This window comes from Corynebacterium hindlerae (assembly GCF_014117265.1).
GTDB classification, from domain to species: Bacteria; Actinomycetota; Actinomycetes; order Mycobacteriales; family Mycobacteriaceae; genus Corynebacterium; species Corynebacterium hindlerae.
This window is the reverse complement of the sequence record NZ_CP059833.1, coordinates 19,906-42,278: the sequence shown is the minus strand read 5'-3', so window position 1 is coordinate 42,278 and position 22,373 is coordinate 19,906. Positions and strand designations below refer to the sequence as shown.

The window sequence follows — 22,373 nt, the reverse complement described above, 5'->3', positions numbered from 1 at the left end:
TGATAAGTTTGAAGTTTTTAGGCCGGCAGTGACCTACTCTCCCACACCCTCCCAGGTGCAGTACCATCGGCGCAGCAAGGCTTAGCTTCCGGGTTCGGAATGGGACCGGGCGTTTCCCTCACGCTAACAACCACCGACACAACCAACAACACAAACACACACCGTGTGCTGCGTCAGACACTGCACAATGAACACGAACAACACTTAATTTCCACCCAACGTTTAGCACTACATGTGCACCCAAAGGCAGGTGTTTTCATTATCGGCCAATTAGTACCAGTCACCTCCACACCTTACAGCGCTTCCAGATCTGGCCTATCAACCCCCTAATCTAGAGGGAACCTCAAAAGAAACCTTATCTCAAAACAGGCTTCCCGCTTAGATGCTTTCAGCGGTTATCCCTTCCGTACGTAGCCAACCAGCCATGCACCTGGCGGTACAACTGGCACACCAGAGGTACGTCCGTCCCGGTCCTCTCGTACTAGGGACAGCCTTTCTCAAGTTTCCACGCGCGCGGCGGATAGAGACCGAACTGTCTCACGACGTTCTAAACCCAGCTCGCGTGCCGCTTTAATGGGCGAACAGCCCAACCCTTGGGACCTACTCCAGCCCCAGGATGCGACGAGCCGACATCGAGGTGCCAAACCATCCCGTCGATATGGACTCTTGGGGAAGATCAGCCTGTTATCCCCGGGGTACCTTTTATCCGTTGAGCGACACCACATCCACAAGTAGGTGCCGGATCACTAGTCCCGACTTTCGTCCCTGCTCGACCTGTCAGTCTCACAGTCAAGCTCCCTTGTGCACTTACACTCACCACCTGATTGCCAACCAGGCTGAGGGAACCTTTGGGCGCCTCCGTTACTCTTTAGGAGGCAACCGCCCCAGTTAAACTACCCACCAGGCACTGTCCCTAACCCAGATCATGGGCCGAGGTTCAAGGTATCTACTACGATCAGAGTGGTATTTCAACAACGACTCAACAACACCTAGCGACGCTGCATCACAGTCTCCCACCTATCCTACACAAACCGCACCAAACACCAATACCAAGCTATAGTGAAGGTCCCGGGGTCTTTTCGTCCTGCCGCGCGTAACGAGCATCTTTACTCGTACTGCAATTTCACCGGGCCTGTGGTTGAGACAGCAGGGAAGTCGTTACGCCATTCGTGCAGGTCGGAACTTACCCGACAAGGAATTTCGCTACCTTAGGATGGTTATAGTTACCACCGCCGTTTACTGGGGCTTAAATTCTCCGCTTCGGTATTACTACCTAACAGGTCCTCTTAACCTTCCAGCACCGGGCAGGCGTCAGTCCGTATACATCGACTTCACCGTCTTCGCACGGACCTGTGTTTTTAATAAACAGTCGCTTCCCTCTATTCTCTGCGACCACAACCAGCTCACACCGAAAAGACGATCACCAGCCATGGCCCCCCTTCTCCCGAAGTTACGGGGGCATTTTGCCGAGTTCCTTAACCACAGTTCACCCGAACGCCTTAGTATTCTCTACCTGACTACCTGTGTCGGTTTCGGGTACGGGCCGAATATGCACATCGCTAGAGGCTTTTCTCGACAGCACAGGATCACCAACATCAACCAACAAAGGTCTACGCATCACGCCTCACCCAAAACGTGGTCCCGGATTTACCTAGGCCACAGGCTACACGCTTACACCACAATCCAATAAGTGGCTCGGCTACCTCACTGCGTCACCCCATCACTTAGCTACTACCAGATCAGGCCCCACGCATCACACCAACCACATCCCAAAGGACGCAGACGACGATCAGGGCGGTTAGTATCACTGATTCACCATGGTCGCACACACTCGGGTACGGGAATATCAACCCGTTATCCATCGACTACGCCTGTCGGCCTCGCCTTAGGCCCCGACTCACCCTGGGAAGACGAACTTGACCCAGGAACCCTTAGTCATCCGGCGGATAAGATTCTCACTTATCAATCGTTACTCATGCCTGCATTCTCACTCGCACACACTCCACACCACGGTCACCCGGGCGCTTCCACACGTGCACGACGCTCCCCTACCCAAACAACAAACATTGCTTGCCGCGGCTTCGGTGGTGTACTTGAGCCCCACTACATTGTCGGCGCAGAACCACTCGACCAGTGAGCTATTACGCACTCTTTCAAGGATGGCTGCTTCTAAGCCAACCTCCTGGCTGTCTAAGCGATCCCACATCCTTTTCCACTTAGTACACTCTTAGGGACCTTAACCGGCGATCTGGGCTGTTTCCCTCTCGACTACGAAGCTTATCCCCCGCAGTCTCACTGCTGCGCTAACTTAAACCGGCATTCGGAGTTTGGCTGACGTCGCTAAGATGATAGTCCCGCTAAACCAACCAGTAGCTCTACCTCCAGCAAGCAACACACAACGCTGCACCTAAATGCATTTCGGGGAGAACCAGCTATCACGGAGTTTGATTGGCCTTTCACCCCTACCCACAACTCATCCCCTCAGTTTTCAACCTAAGTGGGTTCGCGCCTCCACAACCTCTTACAGCTGCTTCACACTGGCCATGGGTAGATCACCCCGCTTCGGGTCCAAGACATGCCACTAAACACACTCGTTAGTATTCGCTTTCGCTACGACTACCCCACACGGGTTAACCTCGCGACATGCCGCTGACTCGCAGGCTCATTCTTCAAAAGGCACGCCATCACCTTAAAAAAGGCTCTGACGGATTGTAAGCACACGGTTTCAGGTACTATTTCACTCCCCTCCCGGGGTACTTTTCACCATTCCCTCACGGTACTCATCCGCTATCGGTCAATCCAAGTATTCAGGCTTACCGGGTGGTCCCGGCAGATTCACAGCAGATTCCACGAGCCCGCTGCTACTCGGGAAACAAACACGCACGCAGCATGCATTTTCAGGTACCGGGCTATCACCGTCTACGGCAGGCATTTCCACACCACTTCCCCTAACACACACAAACACACGACCAACACGGCAGTATTGGAAAAAGTTCATCCCCACAACCCCACACACGCAACCCCTGCCGAGTATCACACGCATGCAGTTTAGCCAAAAATCCACGTTCGCTCGCCGCTACTAGCAGAATCACTCTTGTTTTCTTCTCCTACGGGTACTGAGATGTTTCACTTCCCCGCGTAACCCCCAAACCCACTATGAATTCATGGGCAGGTAACTACACATCACTGTAGCCAGGTTTCCCCATTCGGACACCCTCGGATCAACGCTCTATTGGCAACTCCCCGAGGCTTATCGCAGCCTTACACGTCCTTCATCGGCTTGGATTGCCAAGGCATCCACCGTGCGCCCTTAAGTAACAAAAACACCATAAACAAGGCACACAATACTAAAACACTAAACAAAAAATAAAGATGAAAAAAATTGCTCGCGTCCACTATACAGTTCTCACACAACACACCCAACCCACCAGCCACCACCACAACAGTGGCAGCACACCAGGCCAGAAAAAGGAACAACACATGCTGCCCCAGACACCCAACAGCGCACCAAACACCCAACACTAATTATCTGTTTTTCGATCATGCCGACCACCACCATATCGATGGCTAGCTGGCGTCCACCCGATAAATAAAACCAACAGCCACACACACGGCGACTCAGCTGGCACAAACACGCAACTGCGTGTCACAAAAATAAGCTCCTTAGAAAGGAGGTGATCCAGCCGCACCTTCCGGTACGGCTACCTTGTTACGACTTCGTCCCAATCACCGATCCCACCTTCGACAGCTCCCCCCACAAAGGTTGGGCCACTGGCTTCGGGTGTTACCGACTTTCATGACGTGACGGGCGGTGTGTACAAGGCCCGGGAACGTATTCACCGCAGCGTTGCTGATCTGCGATTACTAGCGACTCCGACTTCATGGGGTCGAGTTGCAGACCCCAATCCGAACTGAGGCCGGCTTTCAGCGATTAGCTCACCCTCACAGGCTCGCGACGCGTTGTACCGACCATTGTAGCATGTGTGAAGCCCTGGACATAAGGGGCATGATGATTTGACGTCATCCCCACCTTCCTCCGAGTTAACCCCGGCAGTCTCTCATGAGTCCCCAACCGAATTGCTGGCAACATAAGACAAGGGTTGCGCTCGTTGCGGGACTTAACCCAACATCTCACGACACGAGCTGACGACAACCATGCACCACCTGTATACAAGCCACAAGGGAAAGACCATCTCTGGCCCGGTCCTGTATATGTCAAGCCCAGGTAAGGTTCTTCGCGTTGCATCGAATTAATCCACATGCTCCGCCGCTTGTGCGGGCCCCCGTCAATTCCTTTGAGTTTTAGCCTTGCGGCCGTACTCCCCAGGCGGGGCGCTTAATGCGTTAGCTACGGCACAGAAGTCGTGGAAGACCCCTACACCTAGCGCCCACCGTTTACAGCATGGACTACCAGGGTATCTAATCCTGTTCGCTACCCATGCTTTCGCTCCTCAGCGTCAGTTACTGCCCAGAGACCTGCCTTCGCCATCGGTGTTCCTCCTGATATCTGCGCATTTCACCGCTACACCAGGAATTCCAGTCTCCCCTACAGCACTCAAGTTATGCCCGTATCGCCTGCAGCTCCGAAGTTAAGCCCCGGTATTTCACAGACGACGCGACAAACCACCTACGAGCTCTTTACGCCCAGTAATTCCGGACAACGCTCGCACCCTACGTATTACCGCGGCTGCTGGCACGTAGTTAGCCGGTGCTTCTTATCTAGGTACCGTCACTTACGCTTCGTCCCTAGCGAAAGAGGTTTACAACCCGAAGGCCGTCATCCCCCACGCGGCGTCGCTGCATCAGGCTTGCGCCCATTGTGCAATATTCCCCACTGCTGCCTCCCGTAGGAGTCTGGGCCGTGTCTCAGTCCCAATGTGGCCGATCGACCTCTCAGTCCGGCTACCCGTCGACGCCTTGGTAGGCCATTACCCCACCAACAAGCTGATAGGCCGCGGGCTCATCCCACACCGCAAAAGCTTTCCACTCTCCACACTAAAGAAGAGTCATATTCGGTATTAGACCCAGTTTCCCAGGCTTATCCCAAAGTGCAGGGCAGATCACCCACGTGTTACTCACCCGTTCGCCACTCGAGTACCCTGCAAGCAGGGCCTTTCCGTTCGACTTGCATGTGTTAAGCACGCCGCCAGCGTTCGTCCTGAGCCAGGATCAAACTCTCCATAAAAACCATGTGATGATAATCAGCCATATGAAAAGCCAAAAACCTAGCAAAACAAACAACCAGCACAAAAATAATGATGATTGTCCAAAAAACAGTTCCTGGTACATCCGACGAGGAAGACACCAAAAACCACAAAAATTGAGTATTAAAGCGCTTACACAGACCACTCCTGGCCTGCCGGCACCAACACACAACCAAAAAACAAAAAATAAAAGTACTTGGCACACTATTGAGTTCTCAAACAACACACGCACACTGCGATCACCTCGCAACGGCTGGAGTTCTAAGTTAACCACCCGTTTACCCGGATGTCAACTTCGTTCAGCCAGACCCTGTCTCGCTGACCCGGATTAATTTACGCACAACCACGCCACAACACAAATCCGCAGGTAAAACGGATAAAAACAAAAGGTGGCGAGGAATTCCTCGCCACCTTGGGGCTAACTCTCAGCCCGCTTCGCTCCGGCAAAGTTCTTCTTGCCCTTGCGTAGAACCAACCACTGTCCGTGGATCCATTCTGCGTCGGACGGTGCCCACTCTTCGGAGTCAATTCGATCGTTGTTCACGTAGGCACCACCTTCCTTGATGGTGCGCCGGGCATCACCCTTGGATGCCGCCAATCCCGCCCCGACGAGCAGATCAACGATCGTGGCATCTGCGGGAGCTTCGAAGATTGTGGTCTCAGACAGTGCGCCAGCGAGCGTCTTCTCGTCTAGTTCAGCGAGCGAAGCTCGCCCGAACAGTGCCTGCGCTGCCAGTTCAACTGCGGCGGTTGCCTCAGCCCCGTGAACCAGGGTGGTCATTTCCTGGGCAAGGCGACGTTGCGCCTCACGCTTGAATGGGCGCTCTGCCACAGCTTCTTCGTAGAACGCGATCTCTTCCTGGGTGAGGAAGGTGAACCAGCGCAGGTAGTCGATCACTACTGAATCGCCGACGTTGAGGAAGTACTGGTACCAGGAGTATGGGGACGTCTTTTCCGCGTCGAGCCACAGTTTGCCACCACCGGTAGATTTGCCGAACTTTTGCCCAGAGGCGTCGGTCACGAGTGGCACGGTCAGGCCATGGACCTTTGCGCCGTCCACGCGACGGTTGAGGTCTACACCGGAAACAATGTTGCCCCACTGATCACCGCCACCGATCTGCAGCACGCAGTCGTATTCGCGTCGCAGCTGCACGTAGTCATTGGACTGCAGCAGCATGTAAGAGAACTCGGTGTAGGAAATGCCATCGGATTCTAGGCGTCGTTTGACGGTGTCACGATCCAGCATGGTGTTCAGGGAGAAGTTCTTGCCTACATCGCGCAGGAAGTCGATGACGGACATGTTCATGGTCCAGTCCGCGTTGTTCACCATGATCGCCGGGTTATCCCCATCGAAGGAGACGAATCGGCGGAGCTGGCTCTTAATGGCCTCCAAGTTGTGTTCGATGGTTTCCTGGCTGAGCATGGTGCGCTCCCCCACGTCTCGTGGGTCGCCGATGAACCCAGTAGCCCCTCCGGCGAGGGTGAGCGGACGGTGGCCGGCCTCCTGGAAACGGCGCAGCATGATCATGGGCACCAGGTGCCCGGCATGCAGGGAATCACCGGTCGGATCGAAACCGCAGTACAGGGTGATGGGCTGTTCGCACGCCTCGCGGAGCGCATCGATGTCGGTGGACTGGTTAATGAGTCCGCGCCAGGAGAGTTCGTCAATGATGTTCATGTTGTAGATCCTTAATTAGCGGGTGGCCAGGTTACTGCTTCGTCTGCGAGCATCACGGGGATGCCATCGTCAACGCGATAGGCCACTCCGAGTCGCTCATTGACCAGCATCTGCTCGGTCTCCAGATACGTCAGTGGCCCTTTGTCTTGCGGGCACACCAGCACTTCCAGCAACTTCGGATCTATACTCATGCGGATTATTGTACGCATATACGCAGTTGACGCAGGCCACTACCCCTCTTGTGGGCCATCCAGGTACAGCGTGACGCCTGAGAATTTCTGTTCCAGGAGCGCCCGCTGATCTTCCAGGCCTTTGAACTTTTGCTCGACGATGGCGTTGAGGATCTTGGTTGCCTCATCGTTGAGGAGTTTGAGGGATGCATCGAGCTCGAGCATCGCTTCTCTGCGGGCAATGTCGGGTACTTCTTTGTACGCAGCTTCGAGAGTCGGCACGTGGCTGAACGCAATTTCGTTGACGGTCTGCAACAAGATGGACTGCGCCGCTAATTCATCCATGTGGCGTTGGAGCTGGCCCATCGTCCATTCGAGTTGCCCGAGGTGCTTTTCGGTCGCCTCATGCACCTCAAGATCCTGAAAGTGCTCAGTTGCTTCAATAATGGCGTCGACAAGCGTGCGCGGTGGTGGGAGCGCCGGCGGCGCGGGGCTTGGGGTGAGCGCGACGCCAATCCCCCACGAGCACAGGGCGATCACGGGCCAAAAGGCTCCGAGGCCCACCACGAGATGAACAACGATGGCGACGATGGCCATCGTCATGCCCACGAGGTTGCGCCGCGAGCTGAGGATTGGCCCAAAGTTACTGGTATCAACGAGTCTCCTTAAAGGCACCGCCGAGGTCGCCACCCTGTGCATCGAAGGTTTTCCCGCCGGTCAGCGTGGCCACCTGCTCCATTTCTTTCGCATTGGCCTCACCATACAAAATGACGAATACCGGAATCCGACGCTGTTCGGGGCTTAAGGTTTGGTGAAACTCGACAAAGTCTTGGTATTTCGCTCCAGTATTGGAGCCGCCGTCGGACATAAGCACGATTGAGGGAATCTCGCCGTCCTTTGGTGGCTCTTCCTGGAATTGGCGGTATGCGGTGATGAGGGCGTCGTAAATCGCGGTTTGTCCGTACGGTTTAAGACTGGTGATCGCGTTCGTTAACTCTTTGCTCTTGGTGGCGTCGTTTTTGCGGAATTCGGTAGTGACCGGCTGATCAATCGTGCTATTGAATCCGATGACAGTGATGCGTTCGCGGTTGTGGAACCCAACGGGACCGGTCTGAGTTTTTGCAGTGCCCGCAACGAGATCTTGCAAGATACCGTGCAGACTTGCCATCCGATCCCCTTCCATGGACCCGGACTTGTCAAGCACGAACACGGTCCGTCCTGGCGCTCGCAGCTCATTTTTGAAGGTGTCCAACAGGTCTTCCGCCACTGACTGCCGTGCCGGAAATGGCAGCTCGATGAGGTTGTTTTTCTGATGTTCCGGTAGCAGCTGCACTGCCGGGTCCGCGGGGCGTCGCATGGTGTCGGTGACAATGTCCTTGTTGTGTTCTTTAAGCCATTCCACCAGGCGCGAGGTCTGCTCCGCTGCTTCCGGGCTGCGGGGCTGCGGGGCTGCGCAAGGGGCGCCAGCGGATAGTCCGCGGTCACTACTCTATCGGCGGGCACTACCACCTCGATATCGGTGCTGCCTTGTTTCTTCATCTGCAGCAGCACGGACTCGTAGTTGATGATTGCATCCACATGTCCTGGGTCCGAGACGAAACTATCTTCCAACCAACCACTCGATCCTGCGGTCATTTTTTGACCTTCAAAAAATGACTGGAGGGGCTCTTGGAGGCCAGGCATATCGGTTAGTTGTAGCGCCGCTCCGGTGTCCGCATTTGCCGTGGCCACCGACACCAGTGCGGAGAACCCGGAGTTACTACGGGCCGGGTCGGTCATCCCGTAGCTAAATTTCCCTTCCTTAACCGCGGTGGTGATGTCGTCCCAGGTTGGTTGTTTGTTGGTCCACCCGAGCTCGCGGGCTTTCGCGGCATGCACGCCGAAGGCAATGGGTGAGGTAGCCACGCTTGTCGACGGCCCTTGCTTGGTATCCGCACCGTATAAGTCGATATATTTGTTGGTTGCGAACCAGGTGGCGTCGAAACCTCCGTCAAAAGCGCCTTCTTTGAGGGACACAGAGTTAGCGATCGTGCCGTCCGGGTACTGCATTTCAATCTCAAACCCGAGATCGGCGCTAGCGCGCTGAATAAGAGGTCCCATATCCCTCAGCTCGGTAGCGGCAACGATCACGAGTTTTTCGTTGCTGTTTGGTTTCACCGACTGCGGGATGTCCCCGCCACAGGCCACGAGGGCTAAGGCACACAGCGCCGCAACCAGGGCTTTCATCCTGAGGACCATTGTTCCGGTGCTCCTTCTGGTGGTTCGGATGAGGAGTACTGCGCGCTCACGCCTTCAATGAGCTCTTCGAGTCGATCAAAGTCGGGCGGGTTGCCGGTCGGCAGATACGCCGGTGGCGTGTCGATGCCGTGATCGCTCAGCGTGAGCTCAAATTCACCGTGCAAGTTAGGTCGGAAACCGTGTGTGGCAGCCAGTCGCTGGAGTGTCGAGTCATTGGCGAGGGCGTCGCCAAGTTTGTCGCCATTTTCTGAATACGCGAGCAGGGTGTGTTGTGAGGCGATCGTCGGATCCAGATAGACCAACCGCATCGAAGGCCTAATGACAGTCGGGTCTGCGATCTGCTGGCCAAGGAACTGGGATTCGTAAATCATCACCATGGGGCGGGCCCCGATTCCCTGCGAGAGATACTCGGCGAATGGCCCTGCAGAGGACCCTCCGGTGTATCCCTGGTGAGTAAACAATGGGGATACCTTGGCCACAGCCTTGGTTACTTCCGCGTCGGTGGCGGGCACATTTCCACCGTTGGCGACCCACGCCGCGATGGAGAGATACATGGCAGCCGAATTAGAGCTACGCACGTCGGTCGAGGAGATTTGTATCCCTAAAGGCGATGGGAAGTCCTTTGAGATGTCGCGCCAACCTTTTCCACTGGATGCGAGTGCTAGATACTTCTCCATGTCGAGGTACCACACGCCGTCGCGTTGAACTACGGCATGTTTTTCCAGGAAAGCCACGATCGTATCGAACGTGGCGATGGCCATCGGTGAGTGAAACGGCGTATACATCCCCTGCGGGCTCGTTTCCCGAGCGATCTTTTCTGCTGCGGGTGCTGACGAGGGAAAAGCCGCGTCGAACTCTTTCAGATCCTGGCGCGTGGAGATCTTGCGGGAGCCGCTCGGTGTCACCTCCAGCGTCATGCCCAGCTCTTTCAGGCGGGCCTTCACCGCCGGGTCGTTGAAGAACGCCATCTTCTCTGACCCGGCGATCACGCGGATCTTCTCGGTATTTCCGGTAGCAACGTCTAGCTTCTCTGCCCCGCCGCGCCCGAAGATGACCGCCGCTACGATCACACCGATCAACACCACGGCCAGTATCACTGCCAAGGGATTCAGCCTTGATCGCTTTTTAGTATCGAAACGACTCACCATAAATTGATACTAAATCCCTGTTGGCAAGTTCGCAGGGCAAGAGCTGTTAATTACGCACTGGCGTTCCCGCCCACTCCTTAAAGTCGGCAGCGGCAGCCGCAACCCGGTCACGCTGCTCGACGACGCGCACCCCTGCGGTCCCGCCACGCGTCGCACGCGAGGCCACGGCCCCTTCGACCGTCAGGACGGATCGCACTGCCGGGGTGAGGCGAACATCAACGGATGCCAATTCCTCATCGGTCAGTTCGTCCAGCCCAACGCCCCGGGTCTCCGCCAGGCGCACACAAGCGCCAGAAGCCTCATGGGCTTGACGGAACGGCACGCCTTCACGAACCATCCACTCGGCGAGGTCGGTGGCCAGAGTGAAACCGGCTGGCGCTAGCTCCAGCATCCGCTCCTCGTGGAAGGTCAGCGTGGACACCAGCCCCGTCATAGCAGGAAGGAGCAGGTTGAGCTGCGCGAAGGAGTCCACGATGGGCTCCTTGTCCTCCTGCAGGTCGCGGTTGTAGGCCAGCGGCTGCGCCTTGAGCGTTGCAAGCAGGCCGGCGAGGTTACCGATCAAGCGACCCGTCTTGCCACGGGTCAGCTCTGCAACGTCCGGGTTCTTCTTCTGCGGCATGATGGAGGAACCGGTGGACCAGGCGTCGGCAAGCGTGACGTAGCCGTACTCTGGGGTGCACCAGTAGATGATCTCCTCGGCCAGGCGAGACATATCCACCGCGATCTGAGCCAGCACGAAGGCGGTCTCCGCGGCGAAATCGCGGGAGGAGGTGCCATCGATGGAGTTGTCGCAAGCGGAGTCGAAGCCGAGCTCAGCAGCGATAGCCTCTGGGTCCAGGGACAGCGACGATCCAGCCAACGCGCCCGAGCCGTAAGGCGACACTGCCAGGCGCTTGTCCAGGTCTTGGATGCGCTGCAGATCACGCAGCAGTGGCTGCGCGTGTGCCAGCAGCTGGTGTGCCAGCAGGACCGGCTGCGCCGCCTGGGAGTGGGTCTTGCCGGGCATGATCGCGGTTGGGTGCGCGGCAGCTTGAGCCACGAGTGCATCCACCAACTCAGTGACCTGGAAGGCCACGGATCGGATGGCGTCGCGCACCCACATGCGGAACAGGGTCGCCACCTGGTCGTTTCGGGAGCGGCCCGCGCGGAGACGCCCGCCGACCTCGGAGCCGACGATGTCGATCAGGCCACGTTCCATCGCACCGTGGACATCCTCGTCGGTGGGCAGTGGCTTAAACTCGCCGGACGCTACCGCTGCACCAAGCTGATCCAGACCGGAGAGCATGGTGTCCAGGTCGGCGTCGGAAAGCAAGCCTGCCTTGTGCAACACTCGCGCGTGAGCTTTGGAAGCGAGCACGTCATAGGGCGCCAGCACCCAGTCGAAGTGCGTGGATACAGATAGGGCGAACATCGCCTCAGAGGGACCGCCGGAGAAGCGGCCTCCCCAGAGGGCGCCTTCGTTGGTGCCAGCCATTTATGCCTCGCGGTCGCGCTTGTTAGCGATCTGGGTGGACAGGCCGTGCAGCTGGACGAAGCCCTTAGCCGCGGTCTGGTCGAAGGTGTCGCCAGTGTCGTAAGTGGCGAGGTTGAAGTCGTACAAGGAGTGGTTGGAACGGCGTCCGTTGACCACAATCTTGCCGGCATGCAGCACGACGCGGATGTCGCCGGAAACGTGTTCCTGGGTAGACTCGATGAAGGCGTCCAGGGACTTCTTCAGCTGGCCGAACCACAGGCCGTCGTAGACTTCCTCGGACCAGCGGGCGTCGACAAGGCGCTTGTAGCGGCCGAGCTCGCGCTCCACGGTGACGTCCTCCATCGCCTCGTGCGCTGCGATGAGGATCATGGCGCCGGGGGCCTCGTAAATTTCGCGGGACTTGATGCCGACGAGGCGGTCCTCGACCATGTCCAGGCGGCCGACGCCCTGGGCACCACCGCGACGGTTCAGCTCTTCGATGGCTTCGAGGACGGTGACCGGGCGGCCGTCGATGGCCACTGGCTTGCCACCGTCGAAGGAAATGATGAGCTCGTCAGGAGCGTTGCCGAGCGCTGGATCCTCGGTGTAAGCGTAGAGGTCCTTCGTTGGTGGGTTCCACAGGTCCTCCAGGAAGCCGGTTTCCACGGCGCGGCCCCACACGTTCTGGTCGATGGAGAATGGGGACTTCTTGGACTGCTCGATGGGCAGGTTGATTTCCTCAGCGAAGGCGATGGCCTTGTCGCGGGTCCAGGCGTAGTCACGGGCAGGGGCGATGATTTCCAGGGATGGGTCCAGGGCGCGGAAACCGACCTCGAAACGGACCTGGTCATTGCCCTTACCGGTGCAGCCGTGGGAGACGTGGGTGCCGCCGTGCTCCTGGGCAGCCTTGATCAGGTGCTTGACGATCAGCGGGCGGGAAATTGCAGATACCAGTGGGTACTGCTTCATGTACATGCCGTTGGCCTTGATGGTTGGCAGGCAGTAGTCGTTGGCGAACTCGTCCTTGGCGTCAATGACGATGGACTCAACAGCGCCACAGTCCAGGGCGCGCTGACGTACGGACTCCATGTCCTCGCCGCCCTGGCCGAGGTCGAGGGACACAGCAATGACTTCGCCGCCGGTCATCTTGGCAAGGTAAGGGATCGCGACAGAGGTGTCGAGGCCGCCGGAATATGCGAGAACTACGCGATTAGACATTTAACAAGTGCTCCTCAAGTGTTTGTGGTTTTCGTTATGCGCGGCGGCTGAACAGTTCGCCGAGTTCTTTGCCAGTCATCGGTTCGCGGGCCAACACGAAGACGGTGTCATCACCTGCGATGGTACCGACAACTTCGTTCATGCCCACGCGGTCGATGAAGCTAGCGAGGTATTGGGCTGCCCCGGGCGGGGTGCGCAGCACAGCTATGTTTCCGGTGTGATCCACGGAGACCAGGAGATCATCGAGCATGCGGCGGAGTTTCTCCTGTGGGCCACGGGGTTGCTCGATGCGTTGGCCGTCGACAAGCCCCACGGCGTAGAAGGCTCGCCCGCCGTCCGGGCGTACCTTTTTGGCGCCGAGTTCATCCAAGTCGCGGGAGAGCGTGGCTTGGGTGATGTCGATGCCTTCGTCGAGAAGAAGTTCAGATAGCTGCACCTGACTGGAGACACGGTAGCGTTCCAGGATCTCCAGGATGCGCGCTTGGCGGGCAGTTCGAGTTACAGGATTAGTCATGTTGATGCTCCATGAGCCACACCAACAGCGCTTTTTGCGCGTGTAGGCGGTTCTCGGCTTCGTCGAAAACGCGTGACTGCGGGCCGTCAATGACCTCAGCGGTCACTTCATTACCCCGGTATGCAGGCAGGCAGTGCAAGAATACCGCAGTCTGTTTTGCGCGCTGCATCACGTCCTCGTTTACTTGGTATGGCAGGAATGGGGTGCGCCGATCCAGGCCGTCGTTTTCCATCCCCATGGATACCCAGGTATCAGTGATGACCACGTCAGCACCGTTGACCACGTCCAAGGAATCCGTGACGGTCACGGTAGCGCCCGTCTCAGTGGCCCGCTTCTGCGCGCGCTCCACGAACTCCGGCTTGGGCTGGAAATCCTGCGGAGCACAGATGGCGATGTCCATGCCTGCGGTGGCGAAACCGATGAGGTAGGAGTTAGCCATGTTGTTGTCGCCGTCGCCAAGGTAGACGGCCTTCTTGCCCTTCAGTCCTGCTGGGCCTTCATCTGGGCAGAGGTTTTCGATACAGGTTTGCAGATCAGCGAGGATCTGGCAGGGGTGCAGGTCATCGGAGAGTGCGTTGACGATCGGCACCGCCGCGGTCTCGGCCATCGCTTCCAAATTGGAATGGGCGTAGGTACGCCACACGATCGCAGACACAAAGCGAGAAAGTACGGCGCCCGTGTCCTGGTAGGACTCCCCCTTACCCATTTGGGAGCTGCCGGAGTCGGTCACGATGGCATGTCCGCCGAGGTGCGCGATACCCGCATCAAAGGAAAACCGCGTGCGGGTCGACGTCTTATCAAACAGCACCGCCACTGACTGCGGGCCAGCGAAGGTGTCGCGCGAATAGGGCGCGCGTTTAAGCTCAGCCGCGAGGGCCAGGACTTCCGCCTGCTCTGCTGGGGTGAGGTCATCGTCGGCGAGAAAGTGACGAACCATCTAGGACTCCTTTTCAACGTCTGCCAGCAGCTCACCGATGCGCTGCACAGCGGCTTCGATTTCTTCGTCGCTGATGATCAGCGGTGGGGTCAAACGCAGCACGCTTGCCGACGGCGCGTTCACAATCACCCCGTACTCCGGCGATTTCGCCACGGCTTGTTTCGCCCACTCCCCCTTGAGGACCACGCCCAGCATGAGGCCACGACCCCGGACATGATCGACCTGGGGCAGCTGCGCGACCTGCCCTGCTAACGCTGCGCCCTTGCGCTTGACATCCGCGCAGAAGTTGTCGTCAATCACGGACAGCACCACGTTTCCGGCTGCGCAAGAGACAGGATTGCCGCCGAAGGTGGTGCCGTGGGAACCAGGGGTGAACAGTTGCGCCGCAGCGCCGTGGGCGAGGCAGGCGCCGATTGGCAGGCCACCACCGAGGCCTTTGGCCATCGTGACCACATCGGGGATGACGCCATCGTGCTGGTGGGCGAAGAAATCGCCCGTGCGGCCAATACCGGTTTGCACCTCATCGACGATGAACAGAATCTCGTGTTCATCACAGATCTCGCGCACCGCCTTCAAAAAGCCGCCCGGGGCCGGGATAACGCCAGTTTCGCCCTGAATCGGCTCCACGATGATCGCCGCGACATCGCTCGGGTTGATCTCTACCAGCTTGCGCAGGTAATCAACATCGCCGTAGGGGAAGAACTCCGCTCCGGTTGGCAGCGGCTCGAAGGCTTTCCGCTTGTCGGGCTGGCCGGTGAGGGCCAAAGAGCCCATGGTCCGGCCGTGGAAGCCGTGCTCGGCCGCAAGGATTCGACGCTTCCCAGTCAAGCGAGCAAGCTTGAAAGCAGCTTCGTTAGCCTCAGCTCCAGAGTTGCAGAAGAACACGCGGGTGTCGTCCGCCAGGATGGCGTCGCCAGCGGCGAAGCGCTCAATGAGGGCAGCTCCCAGATCGAGCACCGGCGCGGACTGGAAGAGGTTAGACACGTGCGCAAGGTTTGCCACCTGGTCAGATACTGCCTCCACCAGAGCTGGGTGGCCGTAGCCGAGAGAATTCACAGCAATGCCGGCGAGGAGGTCAATGTGGGTGCGGCCGTGGTCGTCGGTAAGCTGCGCGCCCTTGCCTGAGACGATGGTCAGCGGCGGAGTGCCGTAATTGTCCATCAGGGTGTGTGACCACTGTGGCATCTATTTATCCTTCCTGAACACGGTTCCATCGGGGTAATTGTCACGGTCATAGCCGTCAGGCAGCACCATCGTGCCGATGCCGCCCATAGTAAGCAGTTCGAGCAGCACTGAGTGGGCGATGCGTCCGTCAATCACGTGTGACGCCACCACGCCCATATCAACGGCAGACAAGCAGGACTCCATCTTCGGGATCATGCCCGAGTCCAGCTCTGGCAGAATCTCCCGCAGCTTGGAGGACTTAATCGCGGACACCAGCGAGTCTTTGTTCGGCCAATCCGTGTAGAGGCCCTCGACGTTGGTCAAGATGACGAGGCGCTCGGCCCCGAGCGCCCCTGCTAACGCGCCGGCGGCGGTGTCGGCGTTGATGTTGTAAACCTCGCCGTCCTCGCCGGGGGCAACGGTGGAGACTACCGGGATACGGCCGGCGTCGATGATATCCCGGATCGTGTCTGCATTGACCTCGGTGATGTTGCCCACCAGCCCGATGTCCGTGAGCTCCCCGTCTACCTCAACCAGGCGCTTTTCCGCGCGGAACAGCCCGCCATCTTCCCCCGAAGTACCCACAGCGTAGGGGCCGTGCGAGTTGATGAGGTTGACCAGGTCACGCCCCACCTGCCCAAAGAGCACCATGCGTACCACTTCCATCACCTCTGGGGTGGTGACGCGGAAACCGCCCTTGAACTCGCCATCCAGTCCAAGGCGGCTCAGCATCGAGGAGATCTGTGGTCCCCCGCCATGGACGACCACCGGCTTCACACCCACGGTGCGGAGAAACACCATGTCGGCGGCGAACGCAGCTTTGAGGGACTCGTCGGTCATGGCATTACCGCCGTACTTGACCACCACGATCTTGTCCCGATAGTGCTGCAGCCACGGTAGCGCTTCGGCGAGGACGTGGGCCCGCTCAGATGGAGTCAAATGTTTGGTCATCGCACATCACCTAGCTCGAATACGCCGAGTTAATTTCAACGTATGCATGGGACAGGTCCGTGGTACGCACCATCGCAGTGCCGGGACCGCCGGTGCCAAGGTCCACGAGGACGTCGATGTCTGCGCCGGATAGATCGACGTTGCGGGCATCCGGCGTGCCGGTGGTTTTCTCGCACACGGCCTCACCGTTGAAGAACACAGAAATGTTGTCTGGGTCCATGTCCGCGTCGGCCATGCCCACGGCGGCCAGCACGCGGCCCCAGTTCGGGTCGGAGCCGAACATGGCGCACTTGAACAGGTTGTCGCGCCCCAGGGTGCGAGCGGCGTTGAGCGCTTGGTCGTTCGTGCTGGTGCCCTGCACGGTAATATTCACCCGCTTGGTCACGCCTTCGGCGTCTCCCTGCAGCTGATCAGCCAGGTCCGCGCACGCCTCAAGCACCGCCTGCTCGAATTCCTCCGCATTCGGGGCTACGCCGGACGCACCATTTGCCAGCAAGATAACGGTGTCATTGGTGGAGGTAGACCCATCGATATCGAGCGTATTGAACGTCAGATCGCACGCTTTCTGCAGCGCATCCTGCGCTGTGTGTGCGTCCACCTGGGCATCGGTGGTGAGGCACACGAGCATGGTGGCCAGCGACGGCGCCATCATACCGACGCCCTTGCCCATGCCACCCAGCTGCCATCCTTCGCGTTGGACCAGCACTTCCTTCTTCACCGTGTCCGTGGTCATGATGGCCTCAGCCGCGGCGCTACCGAAGTCCCCAAGGTTCTCACACAGCTTCCGGGCACCGTCCAACACCAGATCCATGGGCATTGGTTCGCCGATCAAACCAGTAGAGCACGCTGCAACGTCCGTGACCTGCACGCCGAGCTGCTGAGCGACAGCTTCCACCGTGGCCTGGGCGTCCGCGTCACCTTGGGCGCCGTTGCAGGCATTAGCGTTGCCGGAGTTGTACACGATTGCGCGGAGCTGGCCGTCGGCAAGCGCCTGCTTTGACAGCTTGACCGGGGCGGCCGTGACGCGGTTGCGGGTGAAGACGCCGGCGGCGACGAAGTGCGGGCCTTCGTTGACGACGAGGGCCATGTCCGGGTTCCCGGATGGTTTAATGCCAGCGGTAATACCGGCGGCGAGGAAGCCCTGTGGCGTGGTAATAGACATCTCGTTCCTCCTTAAGGTGCCAGGCCGGTAAGCGGCAGGCCTGCAGTTTCAGTAAAGCCAACTGCCAAGTTCATGCACTGCACGGCAGCCCCCGCGGTGCCCTTGGTCAAATTATCGATCGCACTGGTCACCAGCAGCACGCCCGCGTCACGGTTCGCCTCCACCTGGATGTGGACGCTGTTGGATCCCACCACGTTCTTGGTTTGTGGCTGCTCTCCCACCGGCAGGACCTCCACGAATGGTTCGTTCTGGTAAAACGCCTCGTACACCTCGTGTGGATCCTGATCGGAAATCAGGGGTGCGGTCGCGGTGGTGAGGATTCCGCGTGGCATAGGTGCAAGCACCGGAGTGAAGCTGACGGTTACGTCCTGGTCCGTGACCTCTTTCAGGTTCTGGATTACTTCTGGGGTGTGGCGGTGCTTGCCGCCGGTGTTATAGGCCTTGACGTTGCCCATGGTTTCCGCGCCGAGCATCGCTACGTTTGCTTTCTTGCCTGCGCCAGAGACGCCAGTGATGGACACCAGGTTGATCGTCGGCTCAATCAGGCCAGCTTGTACGGCCGGGAGAAGGGCTAACGTAGCGCCGGTTGGAAAGCACCCTGGGATAGCAATGTGCTTAGCGTTTGTGATCTGCTCGCGGTGGCCTGGCATCTCTGGAATGCCGTATGGCCAGATCCCAGCGTGTGGGGAACCGTAGAATTTCTCCCAGTCAGCACTGTTTTGGAGCCGGAAATCGGCGGCGCAATCCAGGATGACGGTGTCTTCACCAAGCTGCTGTGCAATCTCAGCCGAGTGGCCGTGTGGCAGGCCGAGGAACACCACGTCGTGGCCAGCGAGCGTATCCTTGTTGGTATCGACCAGGCGTCGGTCACGTAGCTGTGGCAGGTGTGGCATCAAGTCCCCCAGGGACTGGCCCGCGTTCGAGCCCCCTGTGAGCGCGCCGATGGTCAGGTCACCGGAAATATACGCCGGGTGATTCAGCAGCAGGCGCAAGATTTCGCCGCCCGCATAGCCGGAAGCCCCAGCGATAGCTACGTTAAGAGTCATACCCTCCATCATAGCACATTATGCGCATAAATGAAAGGTATGCAGGAAATTTTTGAAAGCTCTCCCGAGCGCCACTTCACCAACGACGCTGGAGAAAACCGCTGGCTACCGGCTACTGCGTCGCCAAGGTCACCCGATTGCGATGCCAGTACGCCATTCCCAGCGCAACCACAGACCCACCGATAATATTGCCCACAGTCACCGGCAGCAGGTTGTGCAACAGGTACGAAGACACGGTCAAACCAGACACATCGGTCCCAGCCACTGCTTCCAGCACCGTCGGATCGCCTTGTGCCTTCAGCATGAGGGCAAGCGGAATCATGAACATATTGGCCACTGAGTGTTCAAAACTCGAGGCCACAAACAGCGCGATGGGAAATGCGACAGCAACAATCTTGTCCACCAGCGTCTTACCGGCGAAGGCGAGCCACACCGCCAGGCACACCATGACATTGCAAAGAATCCCCAGGCAGATGGACTCCACGGCACTGTGCGAGGTCTTTGACACCGCAACCTGCAACACCACCGCTCCCCAGCCACCGTGGGACTGGTGGGCAACACCGCCGAAGAAAATCAGCAGGGCCATGAAAAAGGCGCCCATCATGTTGGACAAGTAGACGATGGCCCAGTGCCGGAGCATCGCCCCGACAGTGAGGGCTTTTTCTTTGACCAGGAATGTGGTCATAGACGTGGATGTGAATAGGTCAGCGCCGGTGATAATGACCAAACCCAGGCCGGTAGAAAACACCACGCCACCGAGCACCTTCGCCAGGCCGGTGGGGAATCCAGCCCAACCGACCTGCGAGGTTACGTAAAAAATGAACCCCATCGCGATCATCGCGCCAGCAAACAGCGCCGAAATCACCATGGTGGCTAGATCAGCGTGGGCCTTTTTCAGCAGGCCCTGCTTTGCGGCGTCGATAGTCTCGACGGGGGAGGCAATCATAGTCATGGAACAAACTTATCGCGTCTGTTCCATGACACCACAATTGCTAGGCGCGCATTTGCGCACCGAAGGCCTGAGCTGCAGCATCGGCAGCGGCCAGGCGTGCTTCATTGCATTCTTCGTCGGTGAGCGTGCGGTCTGCAGCGCGGAAGACAAGAGAGAACGCCAAAGATTTCTTGCCCTCGCCAAGCTGCTCGGAACGGTAGACGTCGAAAAGCTGTGCCTTTTCGAGCAGCTCGCCCGCGGCCTCCGCGACGACCGTGCGCACGGACTCGGCCGGAATGTCTTCGTCAACGACCAGAGCGAGGTCCTGCAACAGTGCCGGGAACGCAGACAGCGCCGGTGCAGGGAAGCTTGGCGCGAACGGCAGCGCGGTGATGTCGAGCTCCATCGCGCAGGTGCGGGCCGGAAGTCCGGCGCGCTCCATAACCTGCGGGTGCAGCTCGCCGGCGTAACCGACTACCTTCCCGTCCACCTTCAGCGCTGCGCAACGCCCAGGGTGCCACGGCAGCATCTCGGCATTTTCCAGCTCGAGCTTCACGTCTGCAGCGCGAGCAACTACCTGGGCCGCCTCGATAGCGTCGGCATAGGTGTATGCGCGGGCTTCTCCCCATGGGCCTTCCGGCTCCAATGCGCCGCACCCTACCACGGCAACGTGGAGTGGCTGGTGTGGCAAGGACTCGATGAGCTCGGCGATGGTCTCCTCAGCTGGACGTTCGCTGACCGACGGCATTGGCGAGACTCCCTTGCCCCGAGCGAAGGACACCTGCTCCACGCCATACAGCGTGATATCATGCTGGCCGCGGGCAACGTTGCGCTTGATGGCTTCGAGCATGGACGGCAGCAGCGTGGTGCCGAGGATCGCATGATCAGATTCCAGCGGGTTCTGTACCTTCACAACCTGGCGGCGCGGATCGTTTGCGTCCAGGCCCCACACATCGAACACGTCGTTGGCAATGAATGGCGTTGGCAGGATTTCCAAGTAACCGTTGTAGGCCAGCGCGTGGGTGATCGCGCGACGGCGCAGCTGTGCTGGGGTGAGACCGCGGCCGGCGGGGGCGGTCGGGACGATGGACGGGATGTCCTCCAGCCCCTCCAGACGCAGCACCTCCTCCACGAGCGCTTCCTTGTAGGTCAGGTCAGCGCGCCACGCGGGCGGAGTGACCTGCAGAATTTCCTCACCAGAGACCTCACAGCCGACCTCTTGCAAGCGCTTAACGACGCTCTCCCGCGGGTACTCAACGCCCGCGATTTTTCCTGGGAAGTCGACATCCATCACGACAGATGCTGCAGCTGGCGTGGCACCAACCATGGTGCGGCCGGCTTCGATGGTACCGCCACCGTACTGGACCAGCAAGGATGCGGCGATGTCGAGCGCGATTTCCGGCAGGGTGGGATCCACACCGCGTTCGAACCGGCGGGAAGCCTCGGAGGACAGCTTGTGACGTCGGCAGGTGCGGGCCACGGTGATCGGGTCCCAAATAGCAGCTTCGAGGTAGACGTCTGTAGTGTCGTCAGCAATCTCGGAGGTGGAGCCTCCCATGACGCCGGCGAGGGACTGGATGCCCTGCTCGTCGCAGATAACGACGTCTTCCTCGTGTAGCTCACGGTCAACGTGGTCGAGGGTGGTGAGCTTCTCCCCTGCTGCTGCGTTACGCACGGTGAGCGAGCCCTGGATCTTGGTGGCGTCGAAAGCATGCATTGGTTGGCCGAGGAGGATCATCACGAAGTTGGTGATGTCGGTCGGCAGGTTTACCAGGCGCTGGCCGGACAGCAGCAGTTCGCGTTCCATCCAGAACGGCGTCTTCGCCGTTGGGTCAATGCCGGTGACTTTACGCAGGCCGAAGCGGACGGCCTTGGTGTCAGGTTCAAGGGTCACTGGCAGTGCTTCGCCGGACACCTCGGGAACGTCAACGGTCACACCAGCGATGGACGGTTCCAGTGCCACATCAGCGAACTGCAAGTCGAAGGCGGAGGCCAACTCGCGGGTCAGGCCGCGGGCAGACAGCGCGTAGCCGCGGTCCGGGGTGACGTTGACATCAAAGATTGTGTCGTCGAGGCCGAGGACCGGTCGGGCGTCGTCGCCAGGCTTCCCGGCGTCCTTCGGCAGGGTGATGATGCCCTTGGTCTGCTTGTCGGCCATGCCGAGCTCCGCTGCAGAGCAGATCATGCCGTCGGAAATGTGATCGTAGGTCTTGCGGGCTGCGATCTTGAACCCGCCAGGCAGCTCGGCGCCGGGCAATGACACCACTACCATGTCGCCTTCGGCGAAGTTCCGGGCGCCACACACGATGCCCTGTGGCTCGGGATTGCCGACGTTGACCTTGCAGTAGCGGATCGGCTTCTTAAACCCGGTCAGCTCTTCGATGTGTTCCACAATGCCCAGCACCAGCGGGCCGGTGGTCTTCTCGATCGGCGCGTAGCCTTCAGTCTCAAAGCCGACGCGAACGTAGCCCGCATCCATCTCTTCAGCGGTGACAGACCAGCCCGGGTTCTTAGCCTGCAGCAGGGAGGTTACCCAGTTTTGGGACAGCAACATTGTTC

15 protein-coding genes, 3 rRNA genes and 1 pseudogene are annotated in these 22,373 nt (G+C 58.9%); all 19 read right to left on the bottom strand.

Annotated features, from left to right (window positions below; all coding sequences use genetic code 11):
- Window positions 1–20 precede the first annotated feature (20 nt).
- The 19 genes and pseudogenes from rrf to pheT all read right to left on the bottom strand — a co-directional run bounded on the left by rrf (window position 21) and on the right by pheT (window position 22,368).
- Window positions 21–138: ribosomal RNA gene (gene rrf / locus HW450_RS00185) — 5S ribosomal RNA — on the bottom strand.
- 112 nt (window positions 139–250) lie between these two features.
- A 23S ribosomal RNA gene (locus tag HW450_RS00180) occupies window positions 251–3,325 on the bottom strand.
- A 342-nt stretch (window positions 3,326–3,667) separates the two neighbouring features.
- Window positions 3,668–5,185: ribosomal RNA gene (locus HW450_RS00175) — 16S ribosomal RNA — on the bottom strand.
- The 16S, 23S and 5S rRNA genes sit together here, the layout of an rRNA operon.
- A gap of 437 nt (window positions 5,186–5,622) precedes the next feature.
- The gene (gene tyrS, locus HW450_RS00170; protein WP_182386032.1) at window positions 5,623–6,882 is read right to left on the bottom strand and encodes a tyrosine--tRNA ligase; all 1,260 of its coding nucleotides are present in this window, start codon (window positions 6,880–6,882) and stop codon (window positions 5,623–5,625) included.
- Window positions 6,883–6,893: 11 nt separating this feature from the next.
- The gene (locus HW450_RS00165) at window positions 6,894–7,073 is read right to left on the bottom strand and encodes a Trm112 family protein (RefSeq protein ID WP_182386031.1); all 180 of its coding nucleotides are present in this window, start codon (window positions 7,071–7,073) and stop codon (window positions 6,894–6,896) included.
- A 39-nt stretch (window positions 7,074–7,112) separates the two neighbouring features.
- On the bottom strand, window positions 7,113–7,655 hold the full coding sequence (locus HW450_RS00160) for a hypothetical protein (RefSeq protein WP_182386030.1): 543 nt from the start codon (window positions 7,653–7,655) through the stop codon (window positions 7,113–7,115).
- Window positions 7,656–7,704: 49 nt separating this feature from the next.
- On the bottom strand, window positions 7,705–8,454 hold the full coding sequence (locus HW450_RS13020; RefSeq protein WP_232843279.1) for a vWA domain-containing protein: 750 nt from the start codon (window positions 8,452–8,454) through the stop codon (window positions 7,705–7,707).
- Between the two features lie 89 nt (window positions 8,455–8,543).
- A pseudogene (locus HW450_RS13015) lies at window positions 8,544–9,101 on the bottom strand (VWA domain-containing protein); the annotation flags it as partial.
- Between the two features lie 173 nt (window positions 9,102–9,274).
- Window positions 9,275–10,393, bottom strand: coding sequence for a hypothetical protein (locus HW450_RS00150; protein WP_182386028.1), 1,119 nt, complete (start codon window positions 10,391–10,393; stop codon window positions 9,275–9,277).
- Window positions 10,394–10,484: 91 nt separating this feature from the next.
- Window positions 10,485–11,912, bottom strand: a complete 1,428-nt coding sequence (argH, locus tag HW450_RS00145) for an argininosuccinate lyase (protein WP_182386027.1) — start codon at window positions 11,910–11,912, stop codon at window positions 10,485–10,487.
- Window positions 11,913–13,109, bottom strand: coding sequence for an argininosuccinate synthase (locus HW450_RS00140; protein ID WP_182386026.1), 1,197 nt, complete (start codon window positions 13,107–13,109; stop codon window positions 11,913–11,915).
- Between the two features lie 34 nt (window positions 13,110–13,143).
- On the bottom strand, window positions 13,144–13,623 hold the full coding sequence (locus HW450_RS00135; protein WP_182386025.1) for an arginine repressor: 480 nt from the start codon (window positions 13,621–13,623) through the stop codon (window positions 13,144–13,146).
- Complete coding sequence (argF, locus tag HW450_RS00130) at window positions 13,616–14,560, bottom strand: ornithine carbamoyltransferase (protein ID WP_182386024.1); 945 nt, start codon at window positions 14,558–14,560, stop codon at window positions 13,616–13,618. The genes HW450_RS00135 and argF overlap by 8 nt, the downstream gene beginning before the upstream one ends.
- Entirely contained in the window at window positions 14,561–15,745 is a 1,185-nt protein-coding gene (locus HW450_RS00125; RefSeq protein ID WP_182386023.1) for an acetylornithine transaminase, read from the bottom strand.
- Window positions 15,746–16,675 (bottom strand): acetylglutamate kinase, encoded by a 930-nt coding sequence (argB, locus tag HW450_RS00120; protein WP_182386022.1) that lies wholly within the window; start codon window positions 16,673–16,675, stop codon window positions 15,746–15,748.
- Between the two features lie 10 nt (window positions 16,676–16,685).
- The gene (argJ, locus tag HW450_RS00115) at window positions 16,686–17,837 is read right to left on the bottom strand and encodes a bifunctional glutamate N-acetyltransferase/amino-acid acetyltransferase ArgJ (protein ID WP_182386021.1); all 1,152 of its coding nucleotides are present in this window, start codon (window positions 17,835–17,837) and stop codon (window positions 16,686–16,688) included.
- An 11-nt stretch (window positions 17,838–17,848) separates the two neighbouring features.
- Window positions 17,849–18,883 carry an N-acetyl-gamma-glutamyl-phosphate reductase gene (gene argC, locus HW450_RS00110; RefSeq protein ID WP_182386020.1) on the bottom strand — a complete coding sequence of 345 codons (1,035 nt, stop codon included), beginning with the start codon at window positions 18,881–18,883 and terminating at the stop codon, window positions 17,849–17,851.
- A gap of 112 nt (window positions 18,884–18,995) precedes the next feature.
- Entirely contained in the window at window positions 18,996–19,835 is an 840-nt protein-coding gene (locus tag HW450_RS00105; RefSeq protein WP_182386019.1) for a formate/nitrite transporter family protein, read from the bottom strand.
- Between the two features lie 40 nt (window positions 19,836–19,875).
- Window positions 19,876–22,368, bottom strand: coding sequence for a phenylalanine--tRNA ligase subunit beta (pheT, locus tag HW450_RS00100; protein ID WP_182386018.1), 2,493 nt, complete (start codon window positions 22,366–22,368; stop codon window positions 19,876–19,878).
- Between the last annotated feature and the right edge of the window lie 5 nt (window positions 22,369–22,373).

Coding starts and splice junctions, on each gene's coding strand:
- tyrS (WP_182386032.1), bottom strand. CDS start 6,882: ATGAACATCATTGACGAACTCTCCTGGCGCGGACTCATTAACCAGTCC.
- HW450_RS00165 (WP_182386031.1), bottom strand. CDS start 7,073: ATGAGTATAGATCCGAAGTTGCTGGAAGTGCTGGTGTGCCCGCAAGAC.
- HW450_RS00160 (WP_182386030.1), bottom strand. CDS start 7,655: ATGACGATGGCCATCGTCGCCATCGTTGTTCATCTCGTGGTGGGCCTC.
- argH (WP_182386027.1), bottom strand. CDS start 11,912: ATGGCTGGCACCAACGAAGGCGCCCTCTGGGGAGGCCGCTTCTCCGGC.
- HW450_RS00140 (WP_182386026.1), bottom strand. CDS start 13,109: ATGTCTAATCGCGTAGTTCTCGCATATTCCGGCGGCCTCGACACCTCT.
- HW450_RS00135 (WP_182386025.1), bottom strand. CDS start 13,623: ATGACTAATCCTGTAACTCGAACTGCCCGCCAAGCGCGCATCCTGGAG.
- argF (WP_182386024.1), bottom strand. CDS start 14,560: ATGGTTCGTCACTTTCTCGCCGACGATGACCTCACCCCAGCAGAGCAG.
- HW450_RS00125 (WP_182386023.1), bottom strand. CDS start 15,745: ATGCCACAGTGGTCACACACCCTGATGGACAATTACGGCACTCCGCCG.
- argB (WP_182386022.1), bottom strand. CDS start 16,675: ATGACCAAACATTTGACTCCATCTGAGCGGGCCCACGTCCTCGCCGAA.
- argJ (WP_182386021.1), bottom strand. CDS start 17,837: ATGTCTATTACCACGCCACAGGGCTTCCTCGCCGCCGGTATTACCGCT.
- argC (WP_182386020.1), bottom strand. CDS start 18,883: ATGACTCTTAACGTAGCTATCGCTGGGGCTTCCGGCTATGCGGGCGGC.
- HW450_RS00105 (WP_182386019.1), bottom strand. CDS start 19,835: ATGACTATGATTGCCTCCCCCGTCGAGACTATCGACGCCGCAAAGCAG.
- pheT (WP_182386018.1), bottom strand. CDS start 22,368: ATGTTGCTGTCCCAAAACTGGGTAACCTCCCTGCTGCAGGCTAAGAAC.